Below are 16,956 nucleotides of genomic sequence, written 5' to 3'. Positions count from 1 at the left end.
CTTAAGAACAACAATTACAACAATGAATTTGAGTTATTATTCAACACTTTTTGCTTTAACGCTGATTTCTCACTATCTGATAAAAAGCTCGCTTTCAGCGAGTTTTCTTGCAGCTGCTTGATATCTTTATCATCAAAACCTAGGGTATTACGAGCAAGTTCATATTCATTTTTTAGCTCAATACCTTGTACCGCAGGGTCGTCAGTATTTAAACAAACCAATAATCCACGGGCTAGAAAGTCTTTAATGGGATGTTGACTTAAATCTTTAATGGTACCGGTTTGATAGTTTGACGTTAAACAAGACTCAATGGCAATATCATGTTTTACCATATAATCCATAAGCTTTTCGTCGCGATGACACGCAACACCATGACCAATGCGCTTAGCATGCAATTGGTTTATTGCTTGCCAAATACTCTCAGGCCCGGCTGCTTCACCCGCATGGATAGTGGCATTTAATTGTGCTTTTTGTACTTGATTAAAATGATCAACAAACATTTCACCTGGAAAGTTGTATTCATCTCCGGCTAAATCAACCGCAATTAAATGTTGCTTATGAGTAAGCAGGGCGTCTAACTCTGCTTGGCACTTTTCTACACCAAAGGTTCGACTTAAAATGCCAATAAGGTTAATTTTTACGTCGTATACCTTACATGCTGCGTTAACGCCATCAATAACCGCTGCAACAACATCAGCAACCACAAGATTATTATTCATGGCCATGTAATAGGGTGAAAAACGCAATTCTGCATAATGAATACCCGCGTTAAAGGCATCTTCAACGTTTTCAAACGCTATGCGCTTACAGTCATCTAAGGTTTTAAGGACAGCAACGCCCCAATCAAGTTTACTGAGAAAAGCTAATAAATCGTTTTCACTGCCTTGTACTTGCACATGTGGAATAAAGGCTTCAAAGTCAGTTTCAGGCAAAACGATGTGATGTTGTTGTGCTAATGCCCAAATAGTTTTAGGGCGAATATTACCGTCTAAATGTCGGTGTAAATCAATTAATGGTAGCTGAGAATGCGTCATAGTTATTGGCAACCTAGATGAATGTGTTTGATGAAAAATACGACCAGAGTTTTCTACAATAAGCGTATTTATCTTGCTCTGATGTAAGATGATTTTATTATACCGTCTTTTTCGTATTTTATGTTGCTATTAGCGTGATAACACTGATAAATTAGCCAAGAGACTAATCATCTAGGTGTCTAGACGTAAATATTGAGTAGCAATTATTCGCAGTATAAAGAGAAAAAATATGTTTGAGCAAACCGACGACGTTCGTATTAAAAATATCAAAGAACTTTTACCCCCTATCGCATTACTTGAGCGATTTCCTTCATCAGAACAAGCAACAAAGTCGGTTTTTGCTGGCAGAAAAGCCATAAGTGACATTTTTAATAACCAAGATGATCGTTTACTTGTGGTTATCGGACCATGTTCGATACATGATCCCAAAGCGGCCTTGGAATATGGTGAGCGCTTAGTTAAATTGCGTGAAAAATATCAAGACACGCTAGAAATTGTTATGCGCGTTTACTTTGAAAAACCAAGAACTACTGTTGGCTGGAAAGGACTTATTAACGACCCTTATATGGACAATAGCTTCCAACTTAACGATGGTTTACGTATTGGCCGTAAGTTACTGCTTGATTTAAATAACTTGGGCTTACCTACCGCCGGTGAGTTTTTAGATATGATCACCCCACAATATATGGCTGATTTTATGTGTTGGGGTGCCATTGGCGCACGCACGACAGAAAGCCAAGTGCATCGTGAATTAGCGTCAGGTTTATCATGTCCAGTTGGCTTTAAAAATGGTACCGATGGTACGATTAAAGTTGCTATAGATGCTATTGGCGCTGCTAGTGCTTCACATCATTTCCTTTCGGTAACAAAATATGGCCATTCTGCCATTGTTGAAACGGCAGGTAATGAAGATTGTCATATCATTTTACGCGGTGGTAGAAGCACAAACTTTGATGCCGATAGTGTTAAATCGGTTACTGAACAACTTGATAAGTCAGGTTTAAATACCAATATCATGATTGATTTTAGTCATGCTAACAGCAGTAAAAAGTTTGAAAATCAAATGTTAGTTTGTCGTGACGTTTGCCAACAAATGAGTGCGGGTAATAAACAAATTTTTGGTGTGATGGTAGAAAGTCACTTAGTTGAAGGTCGTCAAGACTTAGCGCTTGGTGAAACGGGCACGTATGGCCAAAGCATCACAGATGCATGTATCGGTTGGCAAGATACTGAAACTTTGCTTGCCGAACTTGATCAAGCCGTTATTCAGCGCCGCGCACTGTAGTCATGTTAATCAGCAATAGATAACAGAAAAATATAAACATAGGCTATTAATCACGCCAGTCAGTTAATTCCTGACTGGCGTTTTTCATTATAGCCAATTGATGACGTTGATTGCCCATCAGTGATAGTGAATTAACTGAGTTAATTAAAGCCAAAGAATTTAACATGCTGGTGACATATAGCCTTGTCATCAGCATGTTTATCGTTAAACTATAAATGTTCAAGATCTAAAAATTCATAAGTATAAAGAGGGTAAACCATGGCTGATAACAACACAGCAGAAGAAACTATATTTTCAAAAATTATTCGCCAAGAAATTCCAGCACCGTTACTTTTTCAAGATGATCTTGTTTCGGCGTTTCGTGATATTACTCCGCAAGCTAAAAGTCATATTTTAATTGTGCCTAATAAGCTCATTCCAACAGTTAATGATATTGAAGCGGAAGACGAGCTAACTATTGGTCGTATGTTTACTGTTGCGAAGAAACTGGCACAAGCAGAGGGCATAGCAGAAGACGGTTATCGTTTGATCATGAATTGTAATCAACACGCTGGCCAAGAGGTTTATCACATTCATCTACATTTAGTGGGCGGAGAACCGCTAGGTAGAATGCTAAACCCTAAGTAAACTAATTGCTTAAATAAGTATGTTATTAGATAAGGTTGATTACTTATTGCCCATAGCTCAAGTTAAGATAAGGCAATATAAAGTTTTTTTATTTAGGTTTTACGCTGTACTTTTAAACAAATATTGTTAGTATGCATATCGAACCAAGGGGTGCCTGAAGATTGTTTACAATTTTAATGGCTGAGATGCGAAGCGAACCCTTAGAACCTGAACCGGATAGTACCGGCGTAGGAATGGTTAAGCTAATCGCATTACCGTTATGTAACTTTATATTTTTTAGGCATTACTCGCTTGCTAACTATAATGCTACAGATTAATACCGAGTAGCTACCTCACTTCCCCATGCCGGATCCCATAACGTATTCCTAATCGAATTTATGAGATCATAATGACATTTATAAAATCACCCATTACTTTAGCTATTTTAACCAGCATTGTTGCTTCTACAACTTTTGCCGCTGACACTCCTATTAACACTGCAGAGCAAACAATAGAAGTGATTACCATAGACGGTGACTTCCGCTCTATGTCACTACAAAAAACCGCCAGTTCTTTATCTGTTATCGCTAGCGATGAAATTAGCGCGCGTAATGCACAGAACTTAGAAGAAATAATTGCTCGTACACCCAATGTTAATTTCTCTAGTGGCACACAACGCGCTAGGTATTATCAAATTCGTGGTATTGGTGAGCGTAGCCAATTCAAAGAACCGATTAACCCCTCTGTGGGTTTAGTGATCGACGGTATAGACTTTTCCAGTATTGGCAGCATAGCGTCAACTTTCGATGTTGAACAAGTTGAAGTTTATCGTGGTCCTCAAGGTACGCGCTTTGGTGCTAATGCTATGGCCGGCATGATCAATATCACTTCAAGTGCGCCTACCGATGTCTTTGAAGGTAAAGTAAGACTCTCTGCTGGAAATTATGACAGTTATAGCGCCGGTTTGGTTTTATCCGGTCCAGCCACTGAAAAGGTGAATTATCGTTTAGCGGTTGAACAGTACCGTAGTGATGGTTTTATCGATAATGACTTTTTAAATCGTGATGATACTAACAACCGTGATGAATTAACCATGCGTGGTAAGTTAGCTATTGCGATAAGCAAAGATTTAACTCTTGATATAACTACATTTATTGCTGATTTTGACAATGGCTATGATGCCTTTTCACTGGACAATACACGTCATACCTTATCAGACCAACCCGGTTTTGATCGCCAAGATACCAAAGCGTTAGCGACTAAATTTACCTATCAAGGCCTTAGCGATTTTACGCTCGAGACTATCATCAGCTATGCTGACTCAGCATTAGACTACGGCTATGATGAAGACTGGGCCTATGTGGGTATTCGTCCGGCTTGGGAATATAGCTCAGAAGATCATTATTTTCGTGATAAAACATCAGCAACATTTGAGCTCAGAGCGCTTTCAGAGCAAGGAAGTGAAATTTTTAATGGCAGTACCGCTTGGGTAACAGGCATATACTTCAAGCAAGAAAAAGAAGATTTATTACGTCAATATACCTATTTGTCTAGTGATTTTAGCTCGTCTTTTGATAGCGATAATATGGCGGCATTCATACAATTTGATAGCCAACTGACTCAACAGTTAAGTCTAACAACCGGTTTAAGGTTAGAGCGCAGAAACGCAGATTATACCGATTCAGAGCAACTTAGTTTTGATCCAAGCGATACCATGGTAGGTGGTAAAGTGGTGTTGTCGTATCAAGCGGATGAAAATAATTTATTCTATGGCTCAGTGAATCGTGGTTATAAGGCCGGAGGCGCCAACACTGAGGGCAGTTTACCCACTGAACTTCGTGAGTTCACGGCTGAGTATTTGTGGAATTACGAATTAGGCTATAAAGTCAATTTATTGAATAATCAAGCCTATGTTCGTAGCGCCGTATTTTACATGGACAGGGATGATATGCAGGTGCGCACGTCATTTTTACAAGAACGTGAAGATGGCAGTACCGACTTTGTTTCATATTTAGGTAATGCGGCAACCGGCACCAATTTAGGCCTTGAACTAGAGGCAGGGTGGCAGATCAGCCCTGAACTTGAAATTTATAGCGCTGTTGGATTGTTAGATACCCAATACAATGGATTCATTGATGCTGACGGCAATGATAAATCAGGTGACGAACAAGCACATGCCCCTAGCTACCAATTTAATCTTGGTTTGAATTATCAATTATCAGATCACTTACGGGTGAATATTTCTGTTGACGGTAAAGATGAGTTTTTATTCTCTGATAGTCATAACGAGAAATCTGCAGCCATTGAAGTGGTTAATATGTCAATGAGTTATGCAAAAGATGACTGGCAATTGAAGTTATGGGCGCGTAATTTGTTTGATGAAAGTTATGCTACGCGTGGTTTCTATTTTGGCAATGACCCAAGAGACGGATATAGCGCAAAAGCCTATTATCAATTAGCTGAGCCGGCGGTATTTGGTGCAACATTTGATTATAATTTCTAAGGAAATATAGGTCAATATTTGTGCTTAGCAACTTGCCTCTATCCGTTAGGTCTTGGCAAATAGTTTACATATCAATGAATGTTGTAGCATATTAGATAAAGTGTTTAATAGGCTACAACGTGGTACTGGTCAAATAAGAAGAAAGTTATTTATGAAAATATCAATTGAAATTAGTTTATACCCATTAGCGGAAGAAAAATTTAAAACAGAAATATGGGCGTTTATTAAACGTTTACGCTTAGTTCCAGGGCTCAAGGTAGTGACCAACGGTATGAGTACACAAGTATTTGGCGATTATGACTTAGCCACGGCGCATGTGATGGCAGAAATTAAACATGTACATCAAACGCTAAATGCTGCGGTATTTATTTGCAAGTTTATAGGTGGCGATCGCTCTGTTGTAGAAGCCGAAACATAATGGCGAATGCAATCAGTGCATCCAGTGAAATTGTTACTTACTTCACCACCTTGCCCTTATTAGAGTTGATCGCGGTTGTAGCATCATTACTGTATGTGGTGTTAGCGGCAAAAGGTAGTATTTGGTGCTGGCCTGCCGCCATATTAAGTACTGTGTTATATACGGTTATTTTTTATGATGTTTATCTTTGGATGGACAGTGCGCTACAGTTGTATTATTTATTGATGGCTGTGTATGGTTGGTTTTGCTGGCATAAAAATAAGCCCTCCAAGACCCATACTGATTCGAATAGGCTTTTGTACAGCCAATGGACCTTACAGCGCCATAGCCGTATTATTGTGCTTTTAACGCTTGTGTCGTTAGTTTTAGGTTGGATAATGGCGACTTATACCCCAGCACATTTTCCATATCTTGATAGTGCCACCACGGTTTTTGCGGTGTTTGCTACTTATTTAATTACCCAAAAGGTACTAGAGAATTGGTTATATTTTATTGTGATTGATCTAGTATCGATTTATCTCTATGTTGAAAAGGGCTTAATCCCAACAGCAGCACTATTTGGCAGCTTCGTGATCTTAGCGGCTTATGGTTACTGGCAATGGCGCAAACAATATAAACTGCAATTTACCCAAGAGCACAATAACCTGTGCACCAATAATTCTGTTGCAGGATAACTTGTTAGATAAAAAGTCGGACACAGGGCTAAAAGAGTGTCTGATAAAACCTAGAGTCGTGGTAACTTGTAGGAAGCATTTTGACATTTGATCAAGCAATAATAGACCCGCAGCAACAATCGCTAGCACTAAAATTAAGCCATCTACCTTGTTTTAATCTCAAGGTAGATAATATCAGTGTTATTAATACGGGATTAAGCCAGCCTTGTTTTCAAGTTAACTATGACAATAAAACCTATTTTGCCAAGTATTTAATCACGGATAGTATAGAGCCTTTAGCGAGCCAATTCGCGGCCAGAGCTGGCATTTCTCCTAAGCTAATATATGTTGGACAAAACTGGTTAATTACTGAGTTTATAGCAGGTCAGGGGCTAGATAATGGCAAGCAGAGTGAAGAAGAAAAGTTAGCCGTCACAATAGCGCTATTGGCGCGCTGTCATAACATTGCTCTGTCAGGTACTAGTAGTAAGAGCGAAAGTAGTCACAGCAATCCTCAAAACTTAACACAAAAAATATCACTAACCGATGATCAGCTATCAAAACAGTCTTACTTACCGAGTCTGGATATATCCGCCACTATTGAGCAATTATTACAAAATATAGTACTTAGCTCTACTCAACATCAGGCGCTAAAATCCTTAGTCAATGTCTTTCAACAAAACTTGGCCGAAACTCATAAAATAGTGCAGCACACTAGGCAAGTTTTTTGCCATGGTGACGCTAATTACAGCAATATTATAGCGCTGAAAAATGAGGCTAAAAACCCAGAAAATTTATATAAAATAATTGATTTTGAATGTGCATGTATCGCACCAATAGCGTATGACCTTGGCATGCTAATGGCCGTTAATAGCATTGATAGCAGCAAGGTTGAAATGATTACTTCGCGCTATCAGCAAGCATTAACGCGCTTAAATCAGCAACAAAAATTAACAAAAAATATCGACAATTTAACAGAGAGTACACAGAAAAACAGTAACATTTCGCCACTACTAGTTACGTGTTATTTTGATTTTTCAATTTTAATCAATAGTTTATGGTATTTATCTCAATATCAGGGCCGTCAGTTAATAAAGTACAAAATATTGTCAATAAAGCAATTAATCTTACTGGCAACTAGGCATCCACAGGTAAATAGGCTCTTAGATGAAATGAGATAAGACGTACAAATCTTAAGATTAGTGGTAGTGCTAGCGTCGTGTGCTTAGCGCATAATTGCACTAACCCCACTTATTGGTGTCTTGTGTGAATTGGAAAGAATTTGTAGAAAATAGAAATCGCTTATTTTGGTTGGTTCATACAGCTGGCTGGTGTGGTTTTGCCTTAGTACATTATTTAGGTTCATTACTGCACGATTTACGCGATATTTTTCTGATTATTATCTTATTGAATGCCTATGCCGGTTGGTTATTTACGGTGCCGTTAAGGTATATTTATCGTCGTGTTTGGAATTTCACACCGTTAAAAATCGCCATCGTGGTGATATTAACCTCTTATTGTACCGGCGTATTATGGCAAGTGGTAAAAAATATTAATTATTGGGAAATATACAAGCACGGCTATCGCCCTGATTTTTGGCTTTATTACACAAAAAACAGTCTATTATCCTTCTTCATTATTTTAAGTTGGAGTGCTTTATATTTTGGTACTAAATATTATCAAATGCTGCAAAAAGAAAAACAGAATGTATTACGTGCCAATGCCGTTGCCCATCAAGCACAGTTAAAAATGCTGCGTTATCAGCTTAACCCTCACTTTTTGTTTAATACCCTAAACGCGATATCAACGCTAATTTTGGTACAAGAAAACAAAACCGCCAATGGTATGGTCACTAAGTTAAGTGAGTTTTTACGTTACTCGCTGGACAAAGACCCGATGAAGCGAGTAACACTCGACAGTGAGTTGCAAGCCCTAAGACTTTATTTAGACATTGAAAAAGTACGTTTTGAAGAGCGCTTACAAGTCACATTTAATGTGGCTAGCGACTGTAACTTGGCCTTAGTACCAAGCATGATATTACAACCTTTAGCTGAAAACTCAATAAAACATGCGGTAGCAGTACAAGAGCAAGGCGGCGCAATTAATGTGTCTGTGCATCGTTTTGGTAACGATTTACTGATTGAGTTGGCTGATAATGGCCCAGGGGCAGAAATTCACAATGGTAACTTATTTCGTGAAAATGGTGTTGGTTTGGTCAATACCCGAGAACGATTGCAAGCTTTATATCAGAATGATTTTTCGTTAGTTGTTGCCAACAATATACCCACTGGTGTTAAAATCAGTATACGAATTCCTTATGAAGTTGGCGGTCGAATATGAGCAAACAGCTCAACACCATAATTGTTGATGATGAACCCCTCGCTAGAAAAGGCTTAGCGGTTCGTCTGCAAGAGCACAAAGACATCAACATTATTGCCCAATGTACTAACGGCAGAGAAGCATTAGAAGCCGTTAGAACCTATCAACCTGACTTAATATTTCTTGATATTCAAATGCCGGGCTTAAATGGTTTTGAAGTCGTTGAAGCTATTATTGCACAGGGTTTGCATTTACCTATGGTGGTATTTGTCACCGCTTTTGACCAATACGCTATGCAGGCTTTTGAAGTACATGCACAGGATTATCTACTTAAACCCGCTGACGAACAACGTCTTGCTCAAACCTTAGATAAAATACGCCAAAGTATCAGTAGTGAAGTTAATGCCCTTCATAAGTCAAAATTAGTACGTTTAGTGAGTGACGTTACCGGTAACGATTGTGAAACAATTTTACAAGAGCTAGAAAATAACGAACCGGTCAGTGTGTCGAGTTATTCTGATGTATTAGCGATAAAAGATGCCGGTGAAGTTAGCCGAGTGCCGGTAAAAGATATTTTATGGATTGACGCTGCCGGCGATTATATGTGTGTTCATACTGACGATAATACTCATATTCTTCGTAAAACCATGAAACAACTTGAAGCAGTGTTAGACCCTCGACGATTTCTACGCAGCCACCGCTCTACCATAGTGAACAAAAGTTATATTGATAAGTTTTGCAGCCAGCTCAATGGTGAATACTATTTAGTGATGACAAACGGCAAAGAGTTAAAAGTTAGCCGCAGTTATAAAGAAAAGGTTAAAAAAGCCGTGGTTGCCTAGTGAGCCTACGTTTATTAATAAGTCAAGGCTAACGCGTTTGAGCTAATTGAGAGAATTGAGAGAATTAATATAAGCGTTATGGTGTTGCCTGACTCAAACAAAAGATATACTGCAGGTCTTAGTAATAAATAAAAGCACTTTAGGGATCAACCATATGTACATGATAGTTAAGCACACCCATCTGACTATAATAATGCTTACTTTTATCTTTTTCATGATTAATTTTGTCTTAACAATGAAAGGCTCTGATAAGGTCAATAATAAGCTGCTGAAGATTGGGCCACATATTTTATATACGCTTTTTGTTTGCACCTTTATGTACCTCGTTGCCGTTAATCCACTTAATTTGTATCCCTTTGTTAATGGTTGGGCATCATCAAAATTAGCTGGTTTTGTCATTTATGTACTTTCTATCACTTTGGCGCTTAAATGGGCAAAGTCTACTTTATGGCGTGTTGTGGGTTTCATTAGTGCCGTATTTTGGTTGGCCATGACTGCCAGACTAGGTTTTGCTGATCATCTTAAATCGAAAGCTATTAGTGAAGATGCTAGTGCTTATATCGAGTTAGGACAATCTATGTTAACAGCGATTTGTTAAGCGCTTTAACGGGACAAGCACCAAGCTAAATAATATAAGCCGCTGTGAATGTTTTATTTAAGATATAACAAGTAACAGTTGGCTTTTTCAGCGGCGATGCTAATTATAAACCAAAATCTACAGCTGTATAATAGTCGTTACTTCTGGAATTTTTTAAATGCACAGTATTGATCTTTTTGTAAAAAATTGGGGCAGTAAACAATCGATGACCCCAATCGATAGCGCTGATATAGCAGAACTTGAACAACGATTAGCGGCTATTCTCCCTAACAGCTATAAATACTTACTATCGAATTATGGCTTGGTGCACACACCGAATGTGTTAAGCCGAATATGTGATTTAGGTGTCGATATATCTGAGGTACAAGATTTTTTAAGTCTTGAAGATGTCTATTCATTATCCAAATTATATGAAATGAGTGGCATGCCCAAAGGCCATATTTTGTTTGCCTCTGACTGTAAGGGCAACATGTTTTGTTTCAAACTAAGTGATTGTGAACGCCAGCAGATAGATATACCTGTTTGGTTTTTTGACCACCAATTTCATACCGTGACAAAAGTATCACCTAGCTTCAGTGAATGGGTAGGAGAATTCAATAAACTGTAAGGAAACTCATTTCTCCAATAATTTCATCAGCCTATTTGTCCCTATTTCCTAAGCATTATTGATGGAAATAAGGGTGATTTTTAAACTTTTACACAAGGGTAAGGACGACTTGCAAGCTAACCATCCTGAAACTAATAAAAAGACACGAGCTTTACACCCGTGTCTTTAAATTATGCTGCTTTACTTTCTGTAGCGTTAAGCTGTTAGCTTAATTGCTTGATTAAACGTGTGGCTACTTCGCTTGAACTTGCTGGGTTTTGACCACTGATAATACCGCTATCTTCAACAACGAATGATGCCCAGTCGTCGCCTTTTTGGTAGTTGGCGCCTTGCTTAACTAGCTCGTCTTCTAGTAAAAAAGGTACAATGTCGGTTAATTGTACTGCGTCTTCTTCACTATTAGTAAAACCTGTTATTTTTTTACCTTGTACGATTGCAGCGCCATTTTTATCTTTAACATTAAGCAATACTGACGTTGAATGGCAAACTACAGCTACTGGCTTATTTTGCTCGATAAATGCTGAGATCAAGGCAATTGATTTTTGGTTGGTGGTTAAATCCCACATTGGACCATGACCACCTGGATAAAAAACAGCGGCGTAATCGTTCGCATCAATCAGCTCTAACTTGGTTGTTGTTGCCAATACTGCTTGGTTTTCTTTGTCTTGCTCAAAACGACGAGTGGCATCAGTTTGAAAGTCAGCTTCGGCACTTTTTGGGTCTAACGGCGGCTGTCCACCTAAGGGTGAGGCTAATGTGACACTGAAGCCTGCGTCAATTAATTGATAATAAGGTGAAGCAAACTCTTCTAACCAGAAACCAGTTTTTTCACCTGTGTTACCTAGCTTGTCATGTGAAGTTATTACCATTAATACGTTAGTTGTATTTGTTACAGTCATTTAAATTTTCCTATGCTAGTTAATAAGGTGTTTATTGTTGAAAGTAGTTAATTTCAAAGTAAACTTTCTGTGAGTGCCTATTGATGCATCTCATTCATGCGTCAAGTATATGCTTTACTGCTTTTAATACAATGCAGATAAAGTTGACAACATTGTTTTAATTATTGATACAATGTATTAAGTGTAAGTTGTAGCAAGCCGATTAATTAAGTGATCAGCTTCAAATCTCAACTTCAAACCTCAACATAGTCAACTTTATGCTGGTGCGCAATGACATAGGTAAGTATTACTTGATAATATTATCCTGCATTGTGCTATTGGCTTATATCCATATAAGTATCAATAGGGTAGCTTGATTTGCCCCGTTATCTTTATTAACTATTGGTCAATTATTTTATCCATTGGCTACAGTAAAAATATTTGTTGAGTAAAATTTTTAAATAAGAGTGACTACTAATAAGGGGACTAAGTGGATATTTCTTTTGAGCAATTAAAAAGTATGGTGGTTTTTTCGCATGTGGTCGAGCAAGGCAGTTTTAGCGCGGCAGCAAAACATATTGGGCTTTCTAGGGCGGTAGTGAGCTACCATATTAAAAAACTTGAGACTCAGCTTGGTATTACGCTTTTGAATCGCTCAACGCGTTCTATTGCCTTAACACAAGCAGGTAACGATTATTATCAACGATGTCATATTATTGCTCAGCAGGCTAGCGCTGCTAATCAACAAATTGAAAATGTTAAAAATGAACCTGAGGGCCGACTTAAGATCACCTGCCCGGTCAGTGTTGGCCTGCATACTATTGTGCCGGCATTAGATAAATTTCGTCATATTTACCCGAAAATTGAACTCGACATCATGCTGACCGATGAAGTGGTTAATATTGTCAAAGAAGGGATTGATTTGGCTATTAGAGGAGCGCCTTTAGCCGATTCTGGCTTGCAAGCACGAAAGCTTGCTGTGTTAGCAACCTGCCTCTGTGGCTCACCAGACTACTTTGAGCAATATGGTCGCCCCGAAAAGCCAAGTGAATTAAGCCAACATAATTGGGTTGTTTATAAACTGGCCAGTAATAAGTTAACACTAGAAAAGTCAGGTCGGTCATATACCGTTGATATAAAAGGCACAATAACCACCAATAATGCTACGGCAAGAACGGCTTTTGTTGAGGGTGGCCATGGTTTAGGGCGGATCCCAACCTATGATGCTTGGCCAAAAATTAAAGCAGGGCGTTTGCAAACGGTATTAGACGATTACCAGCTTAAAGCCATTGACGTTTATGGCGTGTTTCCGCCTGGGGCTGCCACGTCAAAAAAATTGCGGCTTTTAATTGATTTTCTCGAACAGTTTTTTGATCAACAACAAGCAAGATTGCTCATCAAAAACCGTTAAGAAAAATCTGAAAGTTTACTCAAAAAACTTTTGTTCAGTAAATAGCTCCAGTAAATAGCTTCAGAAAATACGCTTAAATAATGCAAACTAAGCCAAATTTTAATGACTTAACAAGATCAGATAAATACAAACAAAACGATAGCTTAACAAAGACGTTGCGCGGTTAAAGCTAAAATATTTTCCTGTGCTTGTATTAAACTTTCACTCACCCCTTGTTGGTGCATAATGGCTGTTTGTAAGGCCACCGTAGCCACAGTGTTATTTTGCTCTGCAATCATGACATTTGATTTTCCAGCTATGATGGCTTGTACAGCACCCACGCCTAATTTGGTTGCTAAAATTCGATCTTTGGCAACCGGTGAGCCACCCCGTTGAATATGGCCAAGAATACAGGCAGTGCAATCGATATGTGCTATGGCTTGTAGCTGTTGAGCTAACACAGAGGCACCCCCTCGCCATACATTTTCAGCAATGACAATAATATAGCTGGCATGTCTATTGGCTTGAGCTAGTTTTATTTCTTGCGCTATTGTGAGTAGTTTTTCTTGCTCCCCCTTTGTTTGATTATTATTGGCAAAATTTTCAAATGAAATAACTTGTTCAGCGGCACAAGCAATACCAACATTAAAAGTAATATGACCACTATGACGGCCCATTAATTCAACAATAAAAATACGCTCAAATGCTTCTGCCGTATCGCGAATTTTATCTATTGCTTCTATAGCGGTATTGATAGCGGTTGAAAAACCTATAGTAAAATCGCTACCGTCAATATCGTTATCAATGGTGGCAGGAATACCAATAACTTGACCAGACCACTCTTGCTGCAAGGCGATTGAGCCAGCAAATGAGCCATCACCACCAATAACGATTAAGGCGTCAATTTTTTCTTTTAACAGAGTGCTTGCTGCTTGCGTTATACCTAAGGGGGTTTTCATCGCGGGGCAGCGCGCGCTTTTTAAAATAGTACCGCCTTTTTGAATAATATTTGCGACGTCTTTAACGCTAAGTGGCACTGACATATCGTCAATCAAGCCGTTAAAGCCGGCATAAAAACCCATCACTGCTATTTGGTAATGCTGTGCGGCAATCACAATAGCTCTAATAGCAGCATTCATACCTGGTGCGTCACCACCGCTGGTTAAAATAGCGATTCTCTTAACCGTTTTGATCTTATTTGTGTTACCAGTCGGCATAGCTTTCTTCTCGTTTTAAATGTCCGAGGAATGCATTTCAAATTAGCAGTGATTTACCTTAAGGTAAAATAGTTTTTCATTAAGGCGCGCATAGTTTACTGTAGGTCAATAACTGGGCTTAATTCAATTGCTATAAGTTGTACGAGAAATATTAAATGAAGAAAATAAAACTAATACTAATTTGGCTATCAATGGCTGTGTTTTTATCCGGCTGTAGTTTCCGTTTTGTCTATAACCATTTAGATTGGTGGACTCATTGGTATCTTGATGACTATGTCACGCTAACTGAGCAACAACAGCAACGCTTTGATGATGAGTTTGAACAACTGCATTTATGGCATCGCACCACACAATTACCCGCTTATGTGCAGCAGCTTAAAGCCCTTAAAATGGCGATTAACGATCAAATAAATGAGCAGGACATCGCGGCTAACTTTGTACAATTTACTGAGCATTGGCAAAACTTTTTAATTGCTACAGAGCCTAAGTTACAGCCTTTGGTTGTTAGTTTGTCAACCGAACAAACACAGCAATTGTTACAAGCACTACAAGAGGCTCATCAAGAGAGGCTTGATGATGATGAGGCTTTGTCTGAGCAGGACTGGCTAGAAGAACGCACGGACCAGCAAAAGGAGCAACTTAAAGACTGGTTTGGTAAGTTAAGCCCTGAGCAAAAATCGCAAGTAACATTGCTAGGCAAAGGCTATCAGCGCTCATTTGAACCGCGTATGCTTTACCGACAACGTTGGACCCAGCAGTTTGCTGACTTATTAAATGGCAACTTACCAGACCATGAATTTAAATTGGAGTTTTATCGTTTATTTGTTGACGGTCGTCGTTTACGAGATGAAAAATTTAATGCCATGACCAGCAATAACAATCAGGTGTTCACTAACATTTTTCTTTATATGGTGACAACGGCAACTAATAAGCAGCGTAAACGCATCAACAAAAAAATTGATAAAGTACTTGGCGATTTAGCGTATCTAATTAATGATGATTAATGTATTCGGTACTTAAACACTGAATACAAATAGCGCGACAAAAAAACAAAAAAATAGGTAGCTTTTAGCTACCTATTTTTAGTTAATTATTTTTGGTTAACTACCGTGCACCACGGTAAGTCAGGTTAACCGTTATAAAACAATATTAAGCAAAGTGACTTTTAGTTAAGGTTAGCACTTTTAAGGTGTTAGTTGCCCCAACAGTTTCCATCACATCGCCGTGCGTTAAGATCACTTTATCGCCAACAACCAGTTCAGAACCTTTAACCACAGTAGACAATACATCTTCTGCCATTTTTTCAGCATTGTCAGCATCTGTAGAGTCAAACGCAACTGGATAAACACCACGGTAAATCGCTGTTTTAGTTAAGGTTTTAGCATGACGAGATAACGAATAAATCGGTAAACCAGAAGAAATTCGTGACATGATTTTTGTGGTATGACCCGATTCAGTTAATGCGATGATGGCTTTAACACCGACTAAATGATTAGCCGCGTACATAGCTGACATAGCAATGGTTTCAGACACTTCAGTAAAGGCTGTTTCCACGCGATGCTTTGAGGTAGTTACCGATCTTTCTTTCTCTGCGCCGATACAAACACTCGCCATTGCTTTTACCGTTTCAATCGGGTATTTACCTGCAGCGGTTTCAGCAGAAAGCATCACTGCATCTGTGCCATCAAGCACGGCATTAGCAACATCCATCACTTCAGCACGTGTAGGCATAGGTTGCTCAATCATGGTTTCCATCATTTGCGTTGCCGTGATAACTACGCGGTTTAACTGGCGGCTACGGAGAATAATATGTTTTTGTTTACCCACTAAGGCCGCATCACCAATTTCAACACCTAAATCACCACGGGCAACCATAACAACATCAGACGCTAGAATGATTCCGTCTAACACTTTGTCATCATTTACCGCTTCAGCACGTTCAATTTTTGACACTAAACGAGCGTCACAACCGGCTTCTTGTGCCAATAAACGCGCTTCGCGCATATCAGCGGCGTCACGTGGAAAAGATACCGCAAGAAAATCAACGTTAATTTTAGCTGCTAGCTTAATATCTTCTTTGTCTTTATCAGTAAGAGCAGGAGCAGTAAGACCACCGCCTTGACGATTAATACCTTTGTTGTTTGATAATGGACCACCAACAGTAACTTCAGTGAAAACTGAATCTCCTTTGGTTTCAAGCACGCGTAATTGCACACGGCCATCGTCGAGTAACAAAATATCACCTGGCACTACATCTTGAGGAAGTTTTTTGTAATCAATACCCACTTTCTCTTGGCAACCTTCGCCTTTGGCTAATGAGGCGTCTAATTCGAATTTTTCACCAATAACTAATTGTATAGGGCCATTTTTAAATGTTGAAACTCGAATTTTAGGTCCCTGTAAGTCGCCTAATATACCGACATAAATGCCTAGCTCTTTCGATAATTCACGTACTGTATTTGCGCGGTCGATATGATCTTGTGCAACACCGTGAGAGAAATTCAATCTAACAACGTTTACACCTGCAGCAAGTACTTCTTTTAATACGGCTCTATCATCAGTTGCTGGACCTAAGGTCGCGACAATTTTGGTTCTTCTAGGCATGG

16 protein-coding genes and 1 riboswitch are annotated in these 16,956 nt (G+C 38.9%); of the genes, 12 read left to right on the top strand and 4 right to left on the bottom strand.

Annotated features, from left to right (window positions below; translation table 11 throughout):
- Window positions 1-14: 14 nt before the first annotated feature.
- A complete protein-coding gene (add, locus tag H4J65_RS09545) occupies window positions 15-1,034 on the bottom strand; it encodes an adenosine deaminase (RefSeq protein ID WP_182197864.1) in 1,020 nt (339 codons plus the stop codon).
- Window positions 1,035-1,263: 229 nt separating this feature from the next.
- Here add and aroG point away from each other — a divergent pair, with 229 nt between their 5' ends.
- The 10 genes from aroG to H4J65_RS09495 all read left to right on the top strand — a co-directional run bounded on the left by aroG (window position 1,264) and on the right by H4J65_RS09495 (window position 10,865).
- A complete protein-coding gene (gene aroG / locus H4J65_RS09540) occupies window positions 1,264-2,319 on the top strand; it encodes a 3-deoxy-7-phosphoheptulonate synthase AroG (RefSeq protein ID WP_182197862.1) in 1,056 nt (351 codons plus the stop codon).
- Between the two features lie 258 nt (window positions 2,320-2,577).
- Complete coding sequence (locus H4J65_RS09535; protein ID WP_182137889.1) at window positions 2,578-2,946, top strand: HIT domain-containing protein; 369 nt, start codon at window positions 2,578-2,580, stop codon at window positions 2,944-2,946.
- A gap of 136 nt (window positions 2,947-3,082) precedes the next feature.
- A riboswitch (TPP riboswitch) is annotated at window positions 3,083-3,197 on the top strand.
- Between the two features lie 137 nt (window positions 3,198-3,334).
- Window positions 3,335-5,428: a TonB-dependent receptor gene (locus H4J65_RS09530; RefSeq protein ID WP_182197859.1), complete on the top strand. Its 2,094-nt coding sequence runs from the start codon at window positions 3,335-3,337 to the stop codon at window positions 5,426-5,428.
- A 151-nt stretch (window positions 5,429-5,579) separates the two neighbouring features.
- Window positions 5,580-5,846 carry a hypothetical protein gene (locus tag H4J65_RS09525; RefSeq protein ID WP_182137891.1) on the top strand — a complete coding sequence of 89 codons (267 nt, stop codon included), beginning with the start codon at window positions 5,580-5,582 and terminating at the stop codon, window positions 5,844-5,846.
- Complete coding sequence (gene pnuC, locus H4J65_RS09520; protein WP_182197857.1) at window positions 5,846-6,520, top strand: nicotinamide riboside transporter PnuC; 675 nt, start codon at window positions 5,846-5,848, stop codon at window positions 6,518-6,520. The genes H4J65_RS09525 and pnuC overlap by 1 nt, the downstream gene beginning before the upstream one ends.
- An 80-nt stretch (window positions 6,521-6,600) precedes the next feature.
- A complete protein-coding gene (locus H4J65_RS09515; RefSeq protein WP_182197855.1) occupies window positions 6,601-7,680 on the top strand; it encodes a phosphotransferase in 1,080 nt (359 codons plus the stop codon).
- Window positions 7,681-7,765: 85 nt separating this feature from the next.
- On the top strand, window positions 7,766-8,839 hold the full coding sequence (locus tag H4J65_RS09510) for a sensor histidine kinase (protein ID WP_182197852.1): 1,074 nt from the start codon (window positions 7,766-7,768) through the stop codon (window positions 8,837-8,839).
- A complete protein-coding gene (locus H4J65_RS09505; protein ID WP_182137895.1) occupies window positions 8,836-9,660 on the top strand; it encodes a LytTR family DNA-binding domain-containing protein in 825 nt (274 codons plus the stop codon). Before H4J65_RS09510 ends, H4J65_RS09505 begins: the two co-directional genes overlap by 4 nt.
- A gap of 154 nt (window positions 9,661-9,814) precedes the next feature.
- Window positions 9,815-10,258, top strand: coding sequence for a SirB2 family protein (locus H4J65_RS09500; RefSeq protein ID WP_182197850.1), 444 nt, complete (start codon window positions 9,815-9,817; stop codon window positions 10,256-10,258).
- A gap of 157 nt (window positions 10,259-10,415) precedes the next feature.
- Window positions 10,416-10,865 carry an SMI1/KNR4 family protein gene (locus H4J65_RS09495; protein ID WP_182197848.1) on the top strand — a complete coding sequence of 150 codons (450 nt, stop codon included), beginning with the start codon at window positions 10,416-10,418 and terminating at the stop codon, window positions 10,863-10,865.
- A gap of 203 nt (window positions 10,866-11,068) precedes the next feature.
- Here H4J65_RS09495 and H4J65_RS09490 read toward each other — a convergent pair whose 3' ends face one another.
- Window positions 11,069-11,764: a type 1 glutamine amidotransferase domain-containing protein gene (locus tag H4J65_RS09490; RefSeq protein ID WP_182137898.1), complete on the bottom strand. Its 696-nt coding sequence runs from the start codon at window positions 11,762-11,764 to the stop codon at window positions 11,069-11,071.
- A gap of 469 nt (window positions 11,765-12,233) precedes the next feature.
- Between H4J65_RS09490 and H4J65_RS09485 the strand changes: the two genes are divergently transcribed.
- Window positions 12,234-13,154 carry a LysR family transcriptional regulator gene (locus H4J65_RS09485; protein WP_182137899.1) on the top strand — a complete coding sequence of 307 codons (921 nt, stop codon included), beginning with the start codon at window positions 12,234-12,236 and terminating at the stop codon, window positions 13,152-13,154.
- Between the two features lie 143 nt (window positions 13,155-13,297).
- Here H4J65_RS09485 and H4J65_RS09480 read toward each other — a convergent pair whose 3' ends face one another.
- A complete protein-coding gene (locus tag H4J65_RS09480; RefSeq protein WP_182197845.1) occupies window positions 13,298-14,350 on the bottom strand; it encodes an ATP-dependent 6-phosphofructokinase in 1,053 nt (350 codons plus the stop codon).
- A 155-nt stretch (window positions 14,351-14,505) separates the two neighbouring features.
- On the opposite strand from H4J65_RS09480, the gene H4J65_RS09475 reads away from it, so the two are divergent.
- A complete protein-coding gene (locus H4J65_RS09475) occupies window positions 14,506-15,354 on the top strand; it encodes a DUF6279 family lipoprotein (protein WP_182197843.1) in 849 nt (282 codons plus the stop codon).
- 145 nt (window positions 15,355-15,499) lie between these two features.
- Here the strand turns inward: H4J65_RS09475 and pyk are convergent, their stop codons facing one another.
- Window positions 15,500-16,954: a pyruvate kinase gene (pyk, locus tag H4J65_RS09470; protein ID WP_182137902.1), complete on the bottom strand. Its 1,455-nt coding sequence runs from the start codon at window positions 16,952-16,954 to the stop codon at window positions 15,500-15,502.
- Window positions 16,955-16,956 lie beyond the last annotated feature (2 nt).

Origin of the sequence: Colwellia sp. MB02u-9 (genome assembly GCF_014077085.1) — a bacterium.
In the GTDB taxonomy this organism is placed as follows: Bacteria; Pseudomonadota; Gammaproteobacteria; order Enterobacterales; family Alteromonadaceae; genus Cognaticolwellia.
The sequence above is the reverse complement of the archived record's forward strand: the minus strand, read 5'-3'. Positions and strand labels throughout refer to the sequence as shown.

Coding starts and splice junctions, on each gene's coding strand:
- add (WP_182197864.1), bottom strand. CDS start 1,034: ATGACGCATTCTCAGCTACCATTAATTGATTTACACCGACATTTAGAC.
- aroG (WP_182197862.1), top strand. CDS start 1,264: ATGTTTGAGCAAACCGACGACGTTCGTATTAAAAATATCAAAGAACTT.
- H4J65_RS09535 (WP_182137889.1), top strand. CDS start 2,578: ATGGCTGATAACAACACAGCAGAAGAAACTATATTTTCAAAAATTATT.
- H4J65_RS09530 (WP_182197859.1), top strand. CDS start 3,335: ATGACATTTATAAAATCACCCATTACTTTAGCTATTTTAACCAGCATT.
- H4J65_RS09525 (WP_182137891.1), top strand. CDS start 5,580: ATGAAAATATCAATTGAAATTAGTTTATACCCATTAGCGGAAGAAAAA.
- pnuC (WP_182197857.1), top strand. CDS start 5,846: ATGGCGAATGCAATCAGTGCATCCAGTGAAATTGTTACTTACTTCACC.
- H4J65_RS09505 (WP_182137895.1), top strand. CDS start 8,836: ATGAGCAAACAGCTCAACACCATAATTGTTGATGATGAACCCCTCGCT.
- H4J65_RS09500 (WP_182197850.1), top strand. CDS start 9,815: ATGTACATGATAGTTAAGCACACCCATCTGACTATAATAATGCTTACT.
- H4J65_RS09495 (WP_182197848.1), top strand. CDS start 10,416: ATGCACAGTATTGATCTTTTTGTAAAAAATTGGGGCAGTAAACAATCG.
- H4J65_RS09490 (WP_182137898.1), bottom strand. CDS start 11,764: ATGACTGTAACAAATACAACTAACGTATTAATGGTAATAACTTCACAT.
- H4J65_RS09480 (WP_182197845.1), bottom strand. CDS start 14,350: ATGCCGACTGGTAACACAAATAAGATCAAAACGGTTAAGAGAATCGCT.
- H4J65_RS09475 (WP_182197843.1), top strand. CDS start 14,506: ATGAAGAAAATAAAACTAATACTAATTTGGCTATCAATGGCTGTGTTT.
- pyk (WP_182137902.1), bottom strand. CDS start 16,954: ATGCCTAGAAGAACCAAAATTGTCGCGACCTTAGGTCCAGCAACTGAT.